Source organism: Rhizobacter sp., from assembly GCA_019635355.1.
GTDB lineage: Bacteria > Pseudomonadota > Gammaproteobacteria > Burkholderiales > Burkholderiaceae_C > Rhizobacter.
The window spans coordinates 813845-829036 of record JAHBZQ010000001.1 but is presented as its reverse complement, the minus strand read 5'-3'; the positions used below and the strand labels follow the sequence as shown (position 1 = coordinate 829036).

General features: G+C 61.2%; 21 protein-coding genes. 16 read left to right on the top strand and 5 right to left on the bottom strand.

Features of this window, described 5'->3' with window-relative positions; genetic code table 11:
* The first annotated feature begins 59 nt into the window (after positions 1 to 59).
* Positions 60 to 410, top strand: a complete 351-nt coding sequence (locus KF892_03665; protein MBX3624088.1) for a CzcE family metal-binding protein — start codon at positions 60 to 62, stop codon at positions 408 to 410.
* 14 nt (positions 411 to 424) lie between these two features.
* Here KF892_03665 and KF892_03660 read toward each other — a convergent pair whose 3' ends face one another.
* A complete protein-coding gene (locus KF892_03660; GenBank protein ID MBX3624087.1) occupies positions 425 to 799 on the bottom strand; it encodes a DUF3703 domain-containing protein in 375 nt (124 codons plus the stop codon).
* 90 nt (positions 800 to 889) lie between these two features.
* On the opposite strand from KF892_03660, the gene cadR reads away from it, so the two are divergent.
* From cadR to fliQ, 4 genes are all read left to right on the top strand, one after another.
* Positions 890 to 1366 (top strand): Cd(II)/Pb(II)-responsive transcriptional regulator, encoded by a 477-nt coding sequence (gene cadR, locus KF892_03655; GenBank protein MBX3624086.1) that lies wholly within the window; start codon positions 890 to 892, stop codon positions 1364 to 1366.
* A gap of 194 nt (positions 1367 to 1560) precedes the next feature.
* The gene (locus tag KF892_03650) at positions 1561 to 1899 is read left to right on the top strand and encodes a CzcE family metal-binding protein (GenBank protein ID MBX3624085.1); all 339 of its coding nucleotides are present in this window, start codon (positions 1561 to 1563) and stop codon (positions 1897 to 1899) included.
* Positions 1900 to 2061: 162 nt separating this feature from the next.
* A complete protein-coding gene (locus KF892_03645; GenBank protein ID MBX3624084.1) occupies positions 2062 to 3735 on the top strand; it encodes a phosphoethanolamine--lipid A transferase in 1674 nt (557 codons plus the stop codon).
* A 33-nt stretch (positions 3736 to 3768) separates the two neighbouring features.
* Positions 3769 to 4038: a flagellar biosynthesis protein FliQ gene (fliQ, locus tag KF892_03640; GenBank protein MBX3624083.1), complete on the top strand. Its 270-nt coding sequence runs from the start codon at positions 3769 to 3771 to the stop codon at positions 4036 to 4038.
* 65 nt (positions 4039 to 4103) lie between these two features.
* Here fliQ and KF892_03635 read toward each other — a convergent pair whose 3' ends face one another.
* Both KF892_03635 and KF892_03630 read right to left on the bottom strand, forming a co-directional pair.
* On the bottom strand, positions 4104 to 5072 hold the full coding sequence (locus KF892_03635) for a porin (GenBank protein MBX3624082.1): 969 nt from the start codon (positions 5070 to 5072) through the stop codon (positions 4104 to 4106).
* A 67-nt stretch (positions 5073 to 5139) separates the two neighbouring features.
* Positions 5140 to 5370 (bottom strand): hypothetical protein, encoded by a 231-nt coding sequence (locus KF892_03630; protein MBX3624081.1) that lies wholly within the window; start codon positions 5368 to 5370, stop codon positions 5140 to 5142.
* A gap of 204 nt (positions 5371 to 5574) precedes the next feature.
* Here KF892_03630 and KF892_03625 point away from each other — a divergent pair, with 204 nt between their 5' ends.
* From KF892_03625 to KF892_03590, 8 genes are all read left to right on the top strand, one after another.
* Positions 5575 to 5871 carry a zinc ribbon domain-containing protein gene (locus KF892_03625; GenBank protein MBX3624080.1) on the top strand — a complete coding sequence of 99 codons (297 nt, stop codon included), beginning with the start codon at positions 5575 to 5577 and terminating at the stop codon, positions 5869 to 5871.
* Between the two features lie 153 nt (positions 5872 to 6024).
* Positions 6025 to 6690: a phosphatase PAP2 family protein gene (locus tag KF892_03620; protein ID MBX3624079.1), complete on the top strand. Its 666-nt coding sequence runs from the start codon at positions 6025 to 6027 to the stop codon at positions 6688 to 6690.
* A gap of 101 nt (positions 6691 to 6791) precedes the next feature.
* Positions 6792 to 7238 (top strand): flagellar basal body rod protein FlgB, encoded by a 447-nt coding sequence (gene flgB / locus KF892_03615; GenBank protein MBX3624078.1) that lies wholly within the window; start codon positions 6792 to 6794, stop codon positions 7236 to 7238.
* 147 nt (positions 7239 to 7385) lie between these two features.
* Positions 7386 to 7565 carry a hypothetical protein gene (locus tag KF892_03610; GenBank protein MBX3624077.1) on the top strand — a complete coding sequence of 60 codons (180 nt, stop codon included), beginning with the start codon at positions 7386 to 7388 and terminating at the stop codon, positions 7563 to 7565.
* Positions 7566 to 7586: 21 nt separating this feature from the next.
* Entirely contained in the window at positions 7587 to 8543 is a 957-nt protein-coding gene (locus KF892_03605) for a site-specific integrase (GenBank protein ID MBX3624076.1), read from the top strand.
* The gene (locus tag KF892_03600) at positions 8540 to 9229 is read left to right on the top strand and encodes a hypothetical protein (GenBank protein MBX3624075.1); all 690 of its coding nucleotides are present in this window, start codon (positions 8540 to 8542) and stop codon (positions 9227 to 9229) included. The genes KF892_03605 and KF892_03600 overlap by 4 nt, the downstream gene beginning before the upstream one ends.
* A 42-nt stretch (positions 9230 to 9271) precedes the next feature.
* The gene (locus KF892_03595; protein ID MBX3624074.1) at positions 9272 to 10132 is read left to right on the top strand and encodes a hypothetical protein; all 861 of its coding nucleotides are present in this window, start codon (positions 9272 to 9274) and stop codon (positions 10130 to 10132) included.
* A 36-nt stretch (positions 10133 to 10168) separates the two neighbouring features.
* Positions 10169 to 11218 carry a hypothetical protein gene (locus KF892_03590; GenBank protein ID MBX3624073.1) on the top strand — a complete coding sequence of 350 codons (1050 nt, stop codon included), beginning with the start codon at positions 10169 to 10171 and terminating at the stop codon, positions 11216 to 11218.
* On the opposite strand, the gene KF892_03585 is transcribed toward KF892_03590, so the two are convergent.
* Both KF892_03585 and KF892_03580 read right to left on the bottom strand, forming a co-directional pair.
* Positions 11207 to 11449, bottom strand: a complete 243-nt coding sequence (locus KF892_03585) for a hypothetical protein (GenBank protein MBX3624072.1) — start codon at positions 11447 to 11449, stop codon at positions 11207 to 11209. The two genes, KF892_03590 and KF892_03585, sit on opposite strands and share 12 nt — an antisense overlap.
* Before the next feature lie 149 nt (positions 11450 to 11598).
* A complete protein-coding gene (locus tag KF892_03580; protein ID MBX3624071.1) occupies positions 11599 to 12255 on the bottom strand; it encodes a hypothetical protein in 657 nt (218 codons plus the stop codon).
* 244 nt (positions 12256 to 12499) lie between these two features.
* Between KF892_03580 and KF892_03575 the strand changes: the two genes are divergently transcribed.
* The 3 genes from KF892_03575 (at position 12500) to KF892_03565 (ending at position 15105) form a co-directional block, all read left to right on the top strand.
* Positions 12500 to 13321, top strand: a complete 822-nt coding sequence (locus KF892_03575) for a hypothetical protein (protein MBX3624070.1) — start codon at positions 12500 to 12502, stop codon at positions 13319 to 13321.
* Positions 13322 to 13370: 49 nt separating this feature from the next.
* The gene (locus KF892_03570; GenBank protein MBX3624069.1) at positions 13371 to 13574 is read left to right on the top strand and encodes a DUF1508 domain-containing protein; all 204 of its coding nucleotides are present in this window, start codon (positions 13371 to 13373) and stop codon (positions 13572 to 13574) included.
* 280 nt (positions 13575 to 13854) lie between these two features.
* Positions 13855 to 15105, top strand: coding sequence for a hypothetical protein (locus tag KF892_03565; GenBank protein MBX3624068.1), 1251 nt, complete (start codon positions 13855 to 13857; stop codon positions 15103 to 15105).
* Positions 15106 to 15192 lie beyond the last annotated feature (87 nt).

Below are 15192 nucleotides of genomic sequence, written 5' to 3'. Positions count from 1 at the left end.
GTCCTTTTGCGTGATCAACACGGGCTTGATGAGCAAGCCCCTCACTCAAAAGGAACCCCATGAACACCTCTCGTCTCCTCCGCATCGCTGCACTGACCATCGCCACCGCCATCCCGCTTCACGCCATGGCCACCGGCAAGGACGTCTTCCGCAACGGCGAGTCCATGTTCGGTCAACCAGCGGTGGCCGGCGCCAAGTCGTCGCGGGTCGTTGACGTGGCCACGACCAAGAGCGTGACGGTGCCGTACGGCGAGACCGTGACCTTCCAAGCACCCAACGGCAAGCAGTTCTCGTGGACCTTCAACGGCCTCGATCGCAAGGCGGTCCCGGTTGCCAAGATCGCACCGGCTGACTTCCCTGCGACGCAGGGCCAGGTCTACGTGCAGCAGAACCCGCTGACCCGCAACTGAGCGGGTGACGAGGCTCAGCGAGAGGCTGAGCCTCGGGCGTCTTTCGCTTCGGCGATGACACCGGCCAGATCGCCCGGGATGGGCATGCGCTTGAACGGACTGACGTTCGCACCACCGGTGTTGCCCACCGGAATCCAGAACACGGTCTTGGTGGCGGCGCCGACGATGCGCGTGACCTGGCCGAAGACTTCCTTGGCGCGGCGATGCCGCAGCGCCCACAACAACATGTGCAGGTGGGCTCGGACGTGCTCCACGGTCGAGGCCTGTCCCAGAACGTGCGCACGCTCCAGATGCCCAAACGACACCTCCGGCCGATCTGCGGCGTCGGCCGCCTCGGCGGCTTTCAGTTCCCGGCTCACAAAAGGACGAATGCGCTTGGAAAAGCCCATGGGAGTCTCCTGAGTAGATGCTGTCCAGGGATTGGAAACTCTATAGCCAATGTAGAGTCAACACCGCCGCAACACCTCCCGGGAGCCACCATGAAGATCGGAGAACTTGCCGACGCAACGGGAACACCTGTCGTGACCGTGCGCTTCTACGAGCAGGAGGGGCTGTTGCCTGTGCCGGCACGGACCAGCAGCAACTACCGCATCTATGGCAGCGAGCATGTCGACCGCCTCGCGTTCATTCGCCACTGCCGGTCCTTGGACATGACGCTGGAGGAGATCCGCCTGCTGCTCGGGTTCAAGGATGCACCGCAAGCCGACTGCGGCGCCGTCAACGCGCTGCTGGACGCACACATCGACCATGTCGCCGAGCGCATTCAAGAGCTCAAGAGCCTGGAGAAGGAACTGAAGGCGCTGCGGTCCCAATGCGAGGACATCCAAGCCGGCAAAGACTGCGGCATCTTGTCGACGCTGTCGGGGTCGGCGAGGAAGCCGTCGACCAAACATGCGCATGCCCATGAGCATGTGCATGGCGCCCATCCAAAGACGCCGCGCAACACGCGCAAGTGACCGCGGCCGCTACGGCCTCCATCAGAACGCGCACGAGCTCACACGACCGACACCGCTCGGTCGCAGATGACAGCTTTGTCATTTGATCGTTTGGCCCTCGACAGGGCCAGATTTTTAGAGTCCTTCTCGATGCCTCAGCAGTTGGCATCCCGCACCGACAGCAGTGGCGCGGACATCTTGAGAAGGAGATCTTCATGCGTTCAACCTCAACCCTCATCGCCGCCATCGTGCTCGGCGCAGCGGCCTTGCCGGCATCGGCAAACGACGTCTTCCGCAACGGGCAGTCTTTCTGGGGACAGCCTGCGGACCAAGGCTCGATCGCGAACGCACGCGTGGTGGATCTGGGAACGGCACGCCACCTCCGGGTGGCCTACGGCGAGACGGTGAAGTTCCGCAACGAAGGCAAGGAGTTCTCCTGGACCTTCAACGGGTTGGATCGCAAGGCGGTCGACCTCGACAGATTCGCGCCGGCCGGCTTCAGCAGCCAGCCCCTGACGGTGCATGTGGCCCAGAACCCGACGTTCCGCCGCTGACAGGTGGTGGTGATTGGCGGGTGGTGGAGCCACCCGTCTTTTTTGTCGGGGACATCCGGTGAGCCTATCGATCTGCCTGCATCTCCACATGCGTGGAGAGACCCTTGACGTACAACTGGACGGCGCCGCGCGAGCCTGTGGCTCAACGTGAGGCTGCGTCCCTTGTTGCACGGCCGTGTCCCTGCGGCCGATAACAGCAGCGGATTGTCATCGGTCGCCTTGGCGGGCGGTGTCGCACTGTGGCTGGTGACGGTGGACAACGTCACCTTCTGGCGGACCTTCGCCGCAGCGCAGACACCGTCGCTCTCGGCGGCAGCGGCCACGATCGCCGTGGGCCTGGTGCTCTGGTTCGCCGCCACCACGGTGCTTTGGTGCTTCGCTCCGTTTCGGCTGGCCAAGCCGATCTCGGCCATCCTCTTGCTGACCTCGGCACTCGCTGCACATTTCGTGGACAGCTGGGGCGTGCTGCTCGACAAGCACATGATGCGCAACGTCGTGCAGACCGATCTGCGCGAGGCCGGCGATCTGATGAGCGGCTCGCTCCTGCTCGACTTCCTGGTACGTGGCGTTCTGCCCGCGGGCATCGTCCTGATCCTGCGTGTGCGGCCGGTCAGGCCGCGTGAATGGTTCACGCAAGGCACGATTCTGTTCAGCATCACCGGGCTCAGCCTGAGTGCCGCGCTGGCGGCGTTCTACCCCCTGTACGCGTCCACCTTCCGCAACCACCGGGAGCTGCGGCTGCAGCTGGTGCCAAGCAACTACCTGGGTGGCCTCTACTCGGTGCTGCGCTCCCAACGCAAGACCGACCTGGAACGGGTCGGCACCGATGCCAAGCGGATTGAAAGTCGTCCGCGGCCGCTGCTGGTGGTGCTGGTCGTCGGAGAGACCGCTCGAGCCGACAATTTCTCGCTCGGTGGTTATCCCAGGCCGACCAATGAGGCCTTGGCGGGCAAGTCCTTGGTCTACTTCTCACAGGTCACGTCTTGCGGCACCGACACCGCCACGTCCTTGCCCTGCATGTTCTCGGACGTCGGCGCTGAACGCTTCTCGGCGGATACCGCCGGCCAGCGGGAGAACCTGCTGGACGTGCTGCAACGTGCCGGCGTGGAAGTCAGCTGGATCGAGAACAACTCGGGCTGCAAGGAGGTCTGCAAGCGGGTTCCGACCTCCACGGTCCAGGACAAGGCTTGGGGAACCGACAACGAGTGTTTCGATGAAGCGCTCGTGCCGGCGCTGGTGGAGAAGATCTCATCGTCCAGCCAAGACGCTCTGGTCGTCATGCATCAGCGCGGCAGCCACGGACCTGCGTACTACAAGCGCTACCCAGCGCCGGCGAGGTTCACGCCGACCTGCGACTCCAACCGCCTGCAGGAGTGCGACGGCCAGGCGCTGATCAACACCTACGACAACACCATCGACTACACCAGTCGTGTGTTGGCTCGCACCATCGACCAGCTGGCCGAACAGCCGTCAGGCCGAGACGTGCTGTTGATCTATGTCTCGGATCACGGCGAGTCGCTGGGTGAGCGCGGCGTCTATTTGCACGGCATGCCGCGTTGGATGGCGCCGCACGAGCAGTTCCATGTGCCGATGCTGATGTGGATGAGTCCCGGTGCCCAGCAGACGCTGGCGCCGGAGGTGACCTGTCTGCAGACCTTGGCCACCCAGCCGGCCGCGCACGACAACCTTTTTCACACGCTGCTGGGCGCGTTCGGCGTTCAGACGGGCGTCTATCGGTCCGAGTTGGACTTGCTGGCGGCTGCACGTGGGCTGCGCGCCTGCGAAGCACCGGCAATGACGGATCCCACTCCCCACAAGCGGCCAGCGCTGCTGTGACGGCCTAACTCTCTCAACTACCAAAGGCAGGCCATGGACGCTCAACAGGTCTTCACCATCGGTCAGCAAGGCCTCGAGATCCTCTTGTTGATCGCCGCACCGGTGCTGCTGGCGGTGCTGGGGATTGGTTTGATCGTGAGCGTGTTTCAGGCCGCCACCCAGCTCAACGAGCCGACGCTGTCCTTTGTGCCCAAGCTGATCGTTGCCGTCGTTGCGCTGCTGATCGCCGGGCCGTGGATGGTCTCGATCCTCGTCGAGTACCTGCAGCGCACGATCACTTCGATTCCGAACGCGATCAGCTAGGCACGCTGCCAGGAAGACCGGCAGGTCTTTCGCCCGGCCGGTCTTCCTTTCGCTGATCGAGGCGATCAGAAGTTGTGGCGGATGCCCAGGGCGAGCGAGCTGTAGTCGGCGACGTAGGCGGTGGCCGCCTCCGCGTTGATCTTGGTGAAATAGGTGTAGACCTTGGTGCGCTTGCTCAGGTTGTAGTTGTAGCCCAGGGTGAACTGCTGTGCATCACTGTCCGCGATGCCGTCGCGTTTGCCTGCCAGGCCGGCATTGGCGTGGAACTCGGAAGCGCCCAATGTGTACATCCCGGACAGGCGGAAGATGTTGGCTTTGCCCCCCGTTGCGTAGATGTCCTTGAACCCCGTGCGCTGGTAGTAGCCACCGAGCGTGAAGGCACCGATCGTGTACTGGCCACGCACGGCAACCTGCTTGTCTGCGCCGTCCTTGGTGAACCCCAGGCCCAGCGCGAGGTCGCCGACGTTGTAGTTGGCGGCGAGCTCGAAGCCATTGCTGTTCCGGTCCGAAGCCGGAGCCACGCCGGTTTCGCGCAGGCCGTACTGGACTTCCACCGTGGCGCCAGCCAGCGAAGGCGTTTTGTACGCAATCTTGTTCTTCGTGTACCAGCTCTGGAAGCCAAGGTTGTACAGAGCATCGGACGAAGAGCCGGTGTCGTGGTTGTGATAGCTGACGTAGTCAGCCGTTGCGAAGTAAGCCGTGCTGATCATGCGCCCCAGTCGCAGGGCACCGTAGTTGCTGCTGGACAGGCCCACCCAGCTGTCGCCAGCCCAGAAGTCGCCGGCGGCTGTACCGGTGTCCGGGCGGAAACGGTGCTCGAGCAAGAAGTTGGCTTTTAGACCGCCTCCCAGGTCTTCTGACCCCTTGAACCCCAGACGAGACGCGTTGTCGTTGACCACGGTGCGACTGTTTCCAGCCACCTTTTCGCGCTCAACGGTCTCGTTGAGACGTCCGTAGATGGTGACGTTGCTTTGGGCGAGTGTTGAGCCTGCTGCCAGGGTTGAAAGAGCAGCGATGAATAGAGAGCGCTTCATATGAGCTTCCTTTTTGAGTGTGTGAAGTGCGGGTACGACGGGGTCACCGGCCTCAGCGGTCTGTGCACTAGCGGACGTACTGCGGCACGCACACCTCGGATGGAACCTCGAGCCGGTGCCACCGCAGCATCTTGGACACGTAGGGCATGGCACCAGCGAAACGTTGCTGGTACTTGCGCACGCTGATTCGCAGCGCGTCCTCTCCAACCTCGTTGGCCAGCCAAAGCAGGCGCACGCGGTCGTCTTTGCACATCACCCGGACACCGTAGTTGTCCTCGGGCAACCGATCTACGCTCATGGAGCTGCCTTTCGTCTCCGGCCGCGTCTGGAGCGCGCTGACCTTGGGCGACTCTACGAAGCACTTTCTGACGACTTCCGAACAATCAGATGACAAACCTGTCATCTACGCGCGGCCAGGCCTCGGGGCGCTTGACTCTATATGGGCAAGAGACTTTCCAATGAGAACAACCGATCACCCCCCACCGTCTGACAGGAGTACCAAATGAGCATGTTCGAAAAGCTTTTGCGCGGCGTCACCGGCTCGCATGGAGGCGGCCACCATCGCAGCGGACATCACGGCGGTGGACACGGGTACGGATACGGCAACGTCCCGAGCCCGATGCCACAACAAGCCGCGGGCGGCGGCCTTGCGTGTTCGAAATGCGGCGCCGTCACGAGCCCTGGTGGTCGTTTCTGCAGTCAGTGCGGAGCGGGGCAAACCTCAACCCAGTGCTCGGGCTGCAACACCACGCTCGCGCAAGGAACAAGCTTCTGCCCGAACTGCGGCAAGGCGCGCTAGGACATTCAGTCGTTGTGCGCGCCTGCCTTGCATGGCCCGCGCTCGGTGACGCTTGCCGCGTGACTCGCCGGGTGCAGTCCAGTGCATAGCGGTTCGACTCTCGCCGGACCGGACACGAGGTTGCGACGCGATGTCGTCGGCCTCCTAGCCGCGATGGTGCTGATCGTCCTCTGGGATGCCAGCGGATTGGACCGTTGGGTCAGTCAGCTATTTGGAACCGACAAGGGTTTTCGGTGGCGTGACCATTGGCTGACGGCCTCGCTGTTTCACGACAAGGTGAAATTCGTCGCCTGGCCCTTGGTGCTTGCCTTGGCCGTCAGCATCTGGTTCCCGATCTCGGGGCTCAAGAGGCTCACGCGTTCGCAGAGAGCCTGGCTGTTCCTCACAACGATCGGCTGCGCCACGCTCATCTCCTGGCTGCGCCGCTACAACTTGACCAGTTGCCCTTGGGACCTGAAGTTGTTCGGAGGCAGCGTGCCCAGCCATGTGTCGCACTGGAGCCGCATCGCCGATGGTGGCCCAGGGCAATGCTTTCCCTCCGGCCACGCGTCCATGGCTTTTTCGTTTCTTCCCGGCTGGCTTGCTCTTCGCGCAATCTCGCCACGCGCTTCACAGGCATGGCTGCTTGTCACGCTCGCTTTGGGAGCTGCGCTCGGTTGGGTTCAGGTGATGCGCGGCGCCCATTTCGTCAGTCACTGGTTGTGGACAGGCTGGATCTGCGCGGCTTTCGCCATCACCCTGTACCACTTGTCGCCTTGCTGGCGCAAGAAGCCTGGCGCGTGCGCGTCGGATGTCGGTGAGCTTGCCTCGCCTGGATGACAAATTTGTCATCTGGCAGACCGCCTGCGGTAGGTGACCGGCTCATAGAGTGACCCGGCACAGTGGCCTCATGCTGCGGCTCGGCCGAAGCCGTCAACACAATGTCCGATTCGATCCGACCGACACCGACCGGAGCTGGCGCGGCCAGCGGCCCAGATGACGACTGGAAGGCCAAGGCCTTGCTCTTCAGAGCCCAACGGCAAACGCTGCTCGCGAGCAACATCGCCAATGCAGATACACCGCACTATCGAGCGCGGGACATGGACTTCTCCGCGGCGCTGGAGCAAGCCACGCGCTTCATGCCAACGCCACCTTTGGCCACCACTTCGCCTCAGCACCTGTCCGCGGATGTGGGTGTTCAGAGGAGCACGCTCGAATTTGCCCAGTTTGTGCAGCCTGCACAGACCAACTTGGATGGCAACACCGTTGACCTCGACCGCGAGCGTGCGGCCTTTGCGCAAAACGCCATCCTGTACCAGCTCGCGGTCACGTCGTTGGACGACGAACTGAAGGAGTTCAAACAGGCCAGCTCAGACCCGCGTCGTTGAGCCGGCAGCCGGACCGAGGCGCCGCGCCCGATTCCCCCAAACGGAGGCCGCCCGCAGCGGGATTGCCGCCTAGCTGGTGGCAGGCGAGCATTCGCAGCACAACCAAACAGGGGGAAAGAGATGAGGGAGCTGTGGATTGCCGAAGCCATGGATCTGCTGCAGCAGTACGTGCCGGTGATGACCGATGAGCACGCGATGGATCTGGCTGACGACCTGTATGGCACCTGTGGCGATGAACCGGCACGCCTCGGCGTCGCCCGCTTCTTCGAAGCTTTACCTGGCTGGACGCCACTGAACGACACAGAGCTGGTGGCCTTGGCCGCGTGAACGGTTGGTTCAGAATGCCGCATGGCACTCGGGGACCTCGACGACTACCTGCAGGCAGCAGATCGCGAAAGCACGCTGCGCAGCTATGCCGCCTGCATCCGCCACTTCGAGCAGGAGTGGAATGGGCTATTGCCGGCCACCAGCGACTCGGTCGCGCGCTACCTGGCCGCGTATGCGCCTCAGCACGCGCTGAGCACTCTCCGGCAGCGCGTGGCTGCACTGGCGCGTTGGCACGCCGATCATGGGTTTGCGGATCCGACCAGGACGCCGATCGTGCGCAAGGTGCTCAAGGGCATTCGCGCCACACACACCTCGGCTCAGAAGCAAGCCAAGCCACTCGAGCTGGAACAGCTTGAGCGGGTGAACGCCGAGCTGAAACGCCGCCAGTTGGAGGCATTGCAGCAAAGCCGCCCCATAGACGTGCTCAGAGCGACCCGGGACCGCTCGCTACTGCTGCTCGGCTTCTGGCGCGCGTTCCGATCGGACGAGCTCACCCGGATGCGCATCGAAGACGTCGAGGTGGTCGACGGCAGGGGGCTGACATGCCGACTGCCTCGCAGCAAGGGTGACCGCGAGTTCGAAGGCCGGACGTTCCATTGCCCTGCGCTGTCGCGGCTGTGCCCGGTGGAGGCCTACCTCGAGTGGGTCGCCCTGTCGGGTCGCACGTCTGGGCCGGTGTATCCGGCCATCGACCGGTGGGGCTCCATCAGCGACGAGTCGATGCGCCCAACCAGCATCATTCCGCTCCTGAGAGGCCTCTTCGAGCAAACTGGTCTTGACCAGGTCAAGAGCTATTCCAGCCACTCGCTGCGGCGCGGCTTTGCCGGATGGGCTACGTCCAGCGGGTGGGACATCAAAGAGCTGATGGCCTACGTGGGGTGGAAAGACGTTGATTCAGCCTTGCGCTACCTGGACGCTCCGACAGCCAAGCTGCAGCAACGCTTCGAGCAATCACTGAGCGGCGGGAGTTCAACGTGACGCAGCTGGCAGCCGACGGAACGGACGGGGTCGATCTCGGTGACGCAGCAGAAGTGCAGCAGATCGCCAACTTTGCCTGGCAGCACCTCAAGGCTGCCACCACGTTTAGAGACCGAGCCATCGCGATCGAAGGCGCCGCTTCGGCGCAGGATATCGACGGCGTGTTCATCGACATACGTTCGTATGTGAGTGCGACGATCCTCTCCACGGCGGCCTCGCTAGAGGGGCTGATCAACGAGCTGTTCATTGCACCGCATTGCGCTCTCAGACCCTTGATTCCCAACTTCGAAGAAGCTTTCTGGGGCGAAAGAGGAATCGAACGGAAGAAGAGCATCCTCGCCAAATATCAGCTTGCGCTGAAGCTGCTCAAGCAGGCGCCGCTGGACGAGAAGGCTCCGTACTACACGAATGTGCTGACCCTAATCGGCTTCAGAAATGCGCTGGTTCACTACAAGCCAACGTGGGACAGCCGCCAGACGCGGTCGGATCTCATTCAAGATCTGAACGGCAGATACCCGCTGAGCCCGTTTCCGAACCTGCAGAGCGACTTCCTCACCATGCAAAGCATGAGCGCTGGGTGCGCGAACTGGGCGGTGCGCTCCTTCTTTGAGTTCGTCCGGGTCTTCGACAGCCGATCCAATCTCGACCCAGACAAGATGACGGGCATCTGGCAGCTCGAGGTCTGAGCTGCCGGTGGGCGAATGAGCCGAGCAAACCTCGGGTGCCAAATGACCTCCGACTACTTTACGTTTCTGCATCAGGCATTTGACCGCTACACCACTCGCCTGCAAGAGGGTCCTCTGGAGCCAGCGGACTCCTATCTTCCCTACGACTTTTCGGACATCGAGCGGACCCGGCTGAACATGTGGGCTTCAGAGATGATCCGCGATGAGCTTCGCGAGATCACCAATCGGCTCAATGCTTGGCACAACCACCTGCAACGTTGGCAGGCTTGGAACGAAGTCATCAGAACCTACGGAGAAGCAGAAGCCTGGGATCTGAGGCGAGAGTTTCTGGAGCCCATGGCTCACTGTTGCCTCATCCAGCCGAGTGCGACGCGGGATGCTTTGATCTTCGTCGCCACCAATTCTGTGCATCAGGTGCGGCTGGCGCAGGGGAACTATCGCGACTATCTCGATGGAGATCCTGAGCCTGGGAAAAAGCCCAAACACATGACGCGGCGTCAAAAAGAAGTCCGACTACAAGGTCTGATGACGAGTTGGCCGCAAGCTGCAGCCTTCATGGATCACCTGCGGCAGATTGATTCCCCAGCCTACCGCGCACTCACCCATGACTACAGGAATCGGTCGAGTCACGCAGTTGGGCCTCGACTCGCCATCGGCTTGACGCAGGCTGTGACGCGATCGGTCGTGCCGGAGACAGAGATGGTGCAGCAGGACGACGGCAGCTATCAGGAAGTGCCTGTGGCTGGGCGACTGTGCGTACAGTATTCGTATGGAGGGACGCCTCCTCTTGATCCCGAGTCTGCATGTGCCGCCAATCTGGCTCAATATCGCACCGCGCGTAGCTGCTTTGAAGTCTTTCGGACCGATCTTTCTTCAGCTGTGAGCGTGCTTCCGAGGGTTTAGATCTGCCAGCCAACACTGGCTTGACGCATCGAATCAATGAACCTCTTCGCAGGCATCGGGCTCAATGGCGAAATGCGCTTCATCGGCGAAGTGGAGCGCGGTGCCGCCTGCGGATGCCGTTGTCCTGAATGCAACAGCCCGCTGATCGCCAAGCAGGGAAACGAGAAGGAATGGCACTTCGCTCATGAAGCCGGCCAGGAGCGTCCCGAGTGCCATGCCGGCGCCATGAACATGCTGCGCCGCTTGGCGATCGAATACCTGAAGCTGCGAGAGGTGCTTCTGTTGCCGCCATATCAGGTGAGCGTGCGCGCCTCATCTCCACTGGGTGGCAGAAGCGAGACGGTGGAATGGAGGCCGCAGTTTCAAGGTCCATTGAAATGGCTTCCCAAAGGCACGCGCTATGAACCGATCGCGGTTGGCCGATTGAACTCGCAGATTGACGCCAACGTCTTCGTTGAGGTTGGTGAGCCGTACCCGGCCAAGGCAAACCAGAGCGCCGGGATGGCCGGCGTCGATTTCGTCTGCTCGGTGCCTCCGCTGTCCGATCTGCGCATTCGCAGTCGGGCAGAACAGCACCTAAGAAACTTTGGGCGTGTGCAGTGGCGCCATCATCCAGACACGCTTGGGCTGGTGGCGGCCGCGCAGAAGAGGGTCAATGCCAAGGCAGCAGAGGACGCTGCTCGGGTGAAGGAGGTTGTCGAGAGGCAAGCTCGGGAGCAGCAGCGTGCCCAGGGCCACCAGGTCAGCGATCGAAGCCCGACACAGGCCTCACCCGCACCAGCTCCAAAGGTCGAACAGCATTACCCGTGGGCACCGCTCTTGAATCCCTCGTCCGCGTTCATCTTCTACCGGCTCAATGATGGAAGTGCGTGGGTGGTCTACACGATGACGGATGACAAGGTGGCCATCGCGCCCTGGCCGATGAATGAGGGGTGGGATGAAGCACTTCCACCGAGCGTGGGGGCAGCTGATCCTGCGTTGGGTGTCTATCGCGGTAGATCGTTCGAAGCCGTCATGATCTTCTTCGGCCAGCGCGCGACAAAGACGCTCGCCACACGCAACCCGAGTGAGTTCTCAGCGCTTTGAGTTGGCAGTCGGCACTGTGCCTCCACCACGCTGTTGGTGAACAAGGTTGCCCTCGTCATCCAACCCGACACCTACGCCACGCAGCCGCCGCGAAGCGAAGAACTCAATCTCCGCCTGTGATGGCAACAGCTGAAGTTCTTCGAGGCGATCGAGATAGTCCTCCTGCTCGACCTCGGTCAGCGCGCTCGGAGGGAGTTGCGCATGGAGGGCACGGTCGACTGGATGGTCCATGGATGAACAGTACCGCGCGCCGGAGGTTTTCTGCAACCCCAAGCGGACAGTGTGCTGAAGCGCCGGGAGTTCTTCATCACGCCCCCGGCAGCCGAATTCCAAGATCGAATTCGTCGAGGGCGATCAGCAAACTCCGACCCGGGTAGCCTCTACTCGTCCATCGAACTCGGCTCACCTAGCCAACGCAGCCTCGCTCGGGTGACCTCAATATCGCGCCGGCCGAAAAGGCGCCGTCCAAAGCGCTCAACCGTGAGGATCGCGTTGACTTCGACCTCGTCGCCATAGTAGATGCGGTCTGGATCTTGGTCGACCTTGACGGTGCCGTTGAAGTCATAGCGAAGGTCCTCTCCGTCAAACTTGTCGAAGGCTTCCCACCAAGGTGTGAGCTCGACAAAAGCGCGGGGAAACGTCCCATTCGTCATCGAGACCTCGGAGTTGACTCGGTCGTCGTCGACGATGGACTGCGCGAAGGATTCTTCAACGCCCATCAGCCACTCTTCGTGGTCTTCGTGGAGCGTAGCCGCCGGGTAGAGCTTCTCCAGCACCAAGATCAACGCCGCTCCAAACGGCGTGGGGTCATGCTGCAAGTCAGCGGCGCGAGATTCGAGCCTGGCAGGGTCCAGGACGATGTCCGATGCGAGCGCAAAGCCCGGGTCATCGCCCGAGGCCTGAAACGACGCGAGATTGTTGTGGCCGAGGGCAGCAACGATGAGCTGCTGGGCGTGGCCGGTGGTAAGTGCGATGCCTTGTGTCGCCAGTTGCTGGCGAACGGCGTAGGCAATAGCGGGAAGATGGACGAGCGCCATGACGTGAGCTCCTTATAGTTGCGCGGGGTCTCGAGCGGCTTCCAGCCCGGCGCGTGCGAGCTGCACGACTGACAGGGGTGTTGCAGAAAAAGATGTGCCGGTTTTGAGTCCGCTCGAACTCTGGCTGGCGCCGTTCGAGCAATGTAGCACCACGCAGATTCGGAATCAAAGGGTCCGTTCCGGCGGCGGGTTAGTGGCTAGACTGGCACGGCTCGTAGCGCCGCGATCAACTGGGAGGGATACGGTGGATGAAGTCCAGCAGCTGAGCCTTGCCAAACAGTTTGCCGATGACGCAGACCGGCAACTGTCTCGGCGAGACGACTACGGCAACGGCCAGGCGGTATCGCTCACGCAGGACGCTGTCGAGCTGATCATCCGGGCGGCGTGTCGGCATCGAGGGGTGGCCATCACCGACAAGGCCAACGTTGCGGACATGATCAAAGAGCTCGACACCCACGAGCAGAAGTCTGGCTTGCCCCCAACGCCTCACGCCCAACGAGTCCGCGACATCACGGTCAGCCGCAACGGGTTCAAACACCGCGGCATAGCGGTCACGCAGGCAGATGCCGAGCGCTTTGTCCGGTACGGCGTCGACTTTGCTGAAGTAGCTGTTCCACAGTTCTTCGCGCTCGAGTGGAAGTCGCTTTCCCTCGCCGATGCCATCAGAGATGACGCGGTTCGATCGGCCGTCAAGCTCGCTGAGAGCTACTTGGCGCAAGAGAAGTTTGACGAGGCGCTTGTGGAGTCGGCTGCAGCTGTGAGAGCCATCGAGCACGTACTGGAGCGGTTGATTCCGGTTGCAGTCTGGCGCGGCGAGTTCGATGCCAATCGAGCCACCACGGACTATCTAAACGGGCTACGACTGATCTCGTTATCTGCGCTGGTGCAGATCGATGTTCGCGATCTACTTCGATTCCGCGCTCTAGGGGTCAACGTTTCCACGTCGCCGTCAGGACAACGCCAGGTGATGCGTACACGAGTCCTCCAAGCCCAGCTGGAGCACGCATCGTTCGCTGTTGAATTTGCAAGGAGTTTTGCGCTGGCCGTGCAGGCTCGTCTTGCATAGTCGGTGCATCAAAGTTTTTGACCAGAGAAACCAACCACGGAGGAACGCCATGAAATTCGAGCTGTATCAAGACTCCCACCAGGAATGGCGTTGGAGGCTCATCGCTTCGAACAACGTCAACGTGATCGCCGACAGTGGCGAAGGCTACAAGGCGAAGGCTGATGCGTTGAATGGAATCCGCCTGGTCCGCTCAACCAACGAATCGACGGTCATCTACGAAAAGAAGCTAGACGGATCCTGGTTCAAGCACTAGCCCCTCAACGCCACCGAATTAGGGCGTTTTAGGCAATCGGCCTAATTAGTCGATTCCCCTAAAACCACCTAAAGCATGCGGTTGCCACTCGGCAGCGGTGTTCACCACCGGAATCGCGCCAACTTGTTTTGATGACCGTCGACCAGCTAAACGAGACGGGCGGCTTGCCGTCTTCATAGGCTGTCGAGAAGTTTCGGCGCCACCGGCTTGTGGCATACACACGAGACAAAATTGCCTCTAACTTCAAAATAGAGGGGGCACGAGCACGCGTGCAACATCGATGAAATCCAACGAGCAAGAGCGGCCGACACCAGAAGAACTTCGGCGGTGTCGAGAATCAATTGCGCAGCTGTTCAATGCAAAGTGGCTTGACCAGCAGGGAGAGCACAGGCTACAGATCCTTTGGAGGCGCAAAGATCGTTTAGCTCAGCTTGAACTGTTCGCGTTAGCGCATGCGATAGACAGCCTCGCACCCGATCATCAGGACTGGCTTTCAATTTGTGCAAAGACCATCCGCAAACAGCCTCAGGGCGCCCATGGCCATATCTTCGAGATGCTGATGATCGGCGCATTGGTTGCGGGCGGAGGACGGGTTGCGCCCATGCCAAGCAGGCACGCCGGGCACGACGTTGAAGTGACCCTGGGAGACGGTCACGTCCTGCGAGTTTCCATCAAGAATCACGACGTTTCGATGCACGAGGCACAGTTCCGTCAAGGATGCATGAGACTGAAGGAGCATGTCGAGCCTCGTGTTCGGGGCAGCGGCGGAGCTTGGCGCGTGTTTGCTGATGGGGTGAAGTACTTCGACTCGAATGCATTCAAGTCGCTCGAAAAATTGCTGAGTCAAACACCAATGCAGCCGACGCATCTTCGATCACGAGATGGCCATCTGGGTGTGTCCATCTCGCCGCTCGGGTTCCCGGACGTGCTCGCAGGCTCCTATCAGCTCATTGTTCGATCACCAAATCACCCCAATGAGCAAGACAAGTTTCGCAAGAAGCTCAGGGATGCGGTACGCGCGTTTTCCAAGAACAGCGCACCGTTGAGAATCGAATACAGCAACGTCGTGTTGATGCGGGTTCATCCGACCGCAAACATCACGCGGCTGCATCAGTATGCCGAAGAACTCGTTGCCGATACATCGCACCAAGTAGACGCCATCGTTCTGTACCAAGCAGCTGTCGCAAATTCAGGCGGTACTTCCACCATCACCTACCACGCGCAGGCTGCCACATCAGAGCTGTTTCGAAACAGGGGCGTTCAGCTCCAGATGAACATGGGAGTTGGACAGTCGACGAACAAGCCGACCTCACTGCAGCTGCTGACAACGATTGGCGAGCCAGTCGAACTCGCTGACCAATACCTCTTCCAGCGAGGTCACCTCTACTACGAGCTCAAGGAGAATGCTGCGCCCCTCTGGCTAAGGGGCTACGGACCGGGTATCCAATCTTCAGGAATCTTCCGCACCGACAGCGGCGACCTCCACGTTCGCCCTCGCAAGTCAGAGGACGATGAGCTGATGCTGCTATAGCCCCGACATTTCTCCTGATGCCTTAAACAACTCGAAGCACGCCGGAATTTGTGGCGATCTGGTTGGCGCATCGCCCCGAAGAGCATG

Bases quoted from the DNA above. Each gene is read 5' to 3' on its own strand.
- KF892_03660 (MBX3624087.1), bottom strand. From the start codon at position 799: ATGGGCTTTTCCAAGCGCATTCGTCCTTTTGTGAGCCGGGAACTGAAA.
- fliQ (MBX3624083.1), top strand. From the start codon at position 3,769: ATGGACGCTCAACAGGTCTTCACCATCGGTCAGCAAGGCCTCGAGATC.
- KF892_03630 (MBX3624081.1), bottom strand. From the start codon at position 5,370: ATGAGCGTAGATCGGTTGCCCGAGGACAACTACGGTGTCCGGGTGATG.
- KF892_03590 (MBX3624073.1), top strand. From the start codon at position 10,169: ATGAACCTCTTCGCAGGCATCGGGCTCAATGGCGAAATGCGCTTCATC.
- KF892_03650 (MBX3624085.1), top strand. From the start codon at position 1,561: ATGCGTTCAACCTCAACCCTCATCGCCGCCATCGTGCTCGGCGCAGCG.
- KF892_03580 (MBX3624071.1), bottom strand. From the start codon at position 12,255: ATGGCGCTCGTCCATCTTCCCGCTATTGCCTACGCCGTTCGCCAGCAA.
- KF892_03570 (MBX3624069.1), top strand. From the start codon at position 13,371: ATGAAATTCGAGCTGTATCAAGACTCCCACCAGGAATGGCGTTGGAGG.
- KF892_03565 (MBX3624068.1), top strand. From the start codon at position 13,855: ATGAAATCCAACGAGCAAGAGCGGCCGACACCAGAAGAACTTCGGCGG.
- KF892_03585 (MBX3624072.1), bottom strand. From the start codon at position 11,449: ATGGACCATCCAGTCGACCGTGCCCTCCATGCGCAACTCCCTCCGAGC.
- KF892_03595 (MBX3624074.1), top strand. From the start codon at position 9,272: ATGACCTCCGACTACTTTACGTTTCTGCATCAGGCATTTGACCGCTAC.
- KF892_03605 (MBX3624076.1), top strand. From the start codon at position 7,587: ATGGCACTCGGGGACCTCGACGACTACCTGCAGGCAGCAGATCGCGAA.
- cadR (MBX3624086.1), top strand. From the start codon at position 890: ATGAAGATCGGAGAACTTGCCGACGCAACGGGAACACCTGTCGTGACC.
- KF892_03635 (MBX3624082.1), bottom strand. From the start codon at position 5,072: ATGAAGCGCTCTCTATTCATCGCTGCTCTTTCAACCCTGGCAGCAGGC.
- KF892_03665 (MBX3624088.1), top strand. From the start codon at position 60: ATGAACACCTCTCGTCTCCTCCGCATCGCTGCACTGACCATCGCCACC.
- KF892_03610 (MBX3624077.1), top strand. From the start codon at position 7,386: ATGGATCTGCTGCAGCAGTACGTGCCGGTGATGACCGATGAGCACGCG.
- KF892_03620 (MBX3624079.1), top strand. From the start codon at position 6,025: ATGGTGCTGATCGTCCTCTGGGATGCCAGCGGATTGGACCGTTGGGTC.
- flgB (MBX3624078.1), top strand. From the start codon at position 6,792: ATGTCCGATTCGATCCGACCGACACCGACCGGAGCTGGCGCGGCCAGC.
- KF892_03625 (MBX3624080.1), top strand. From the start codon at position 5,575: ATGAGCATGTTCGAAAAGCTTTTGCGCGGCGTCACCGGCTCGCATGGA.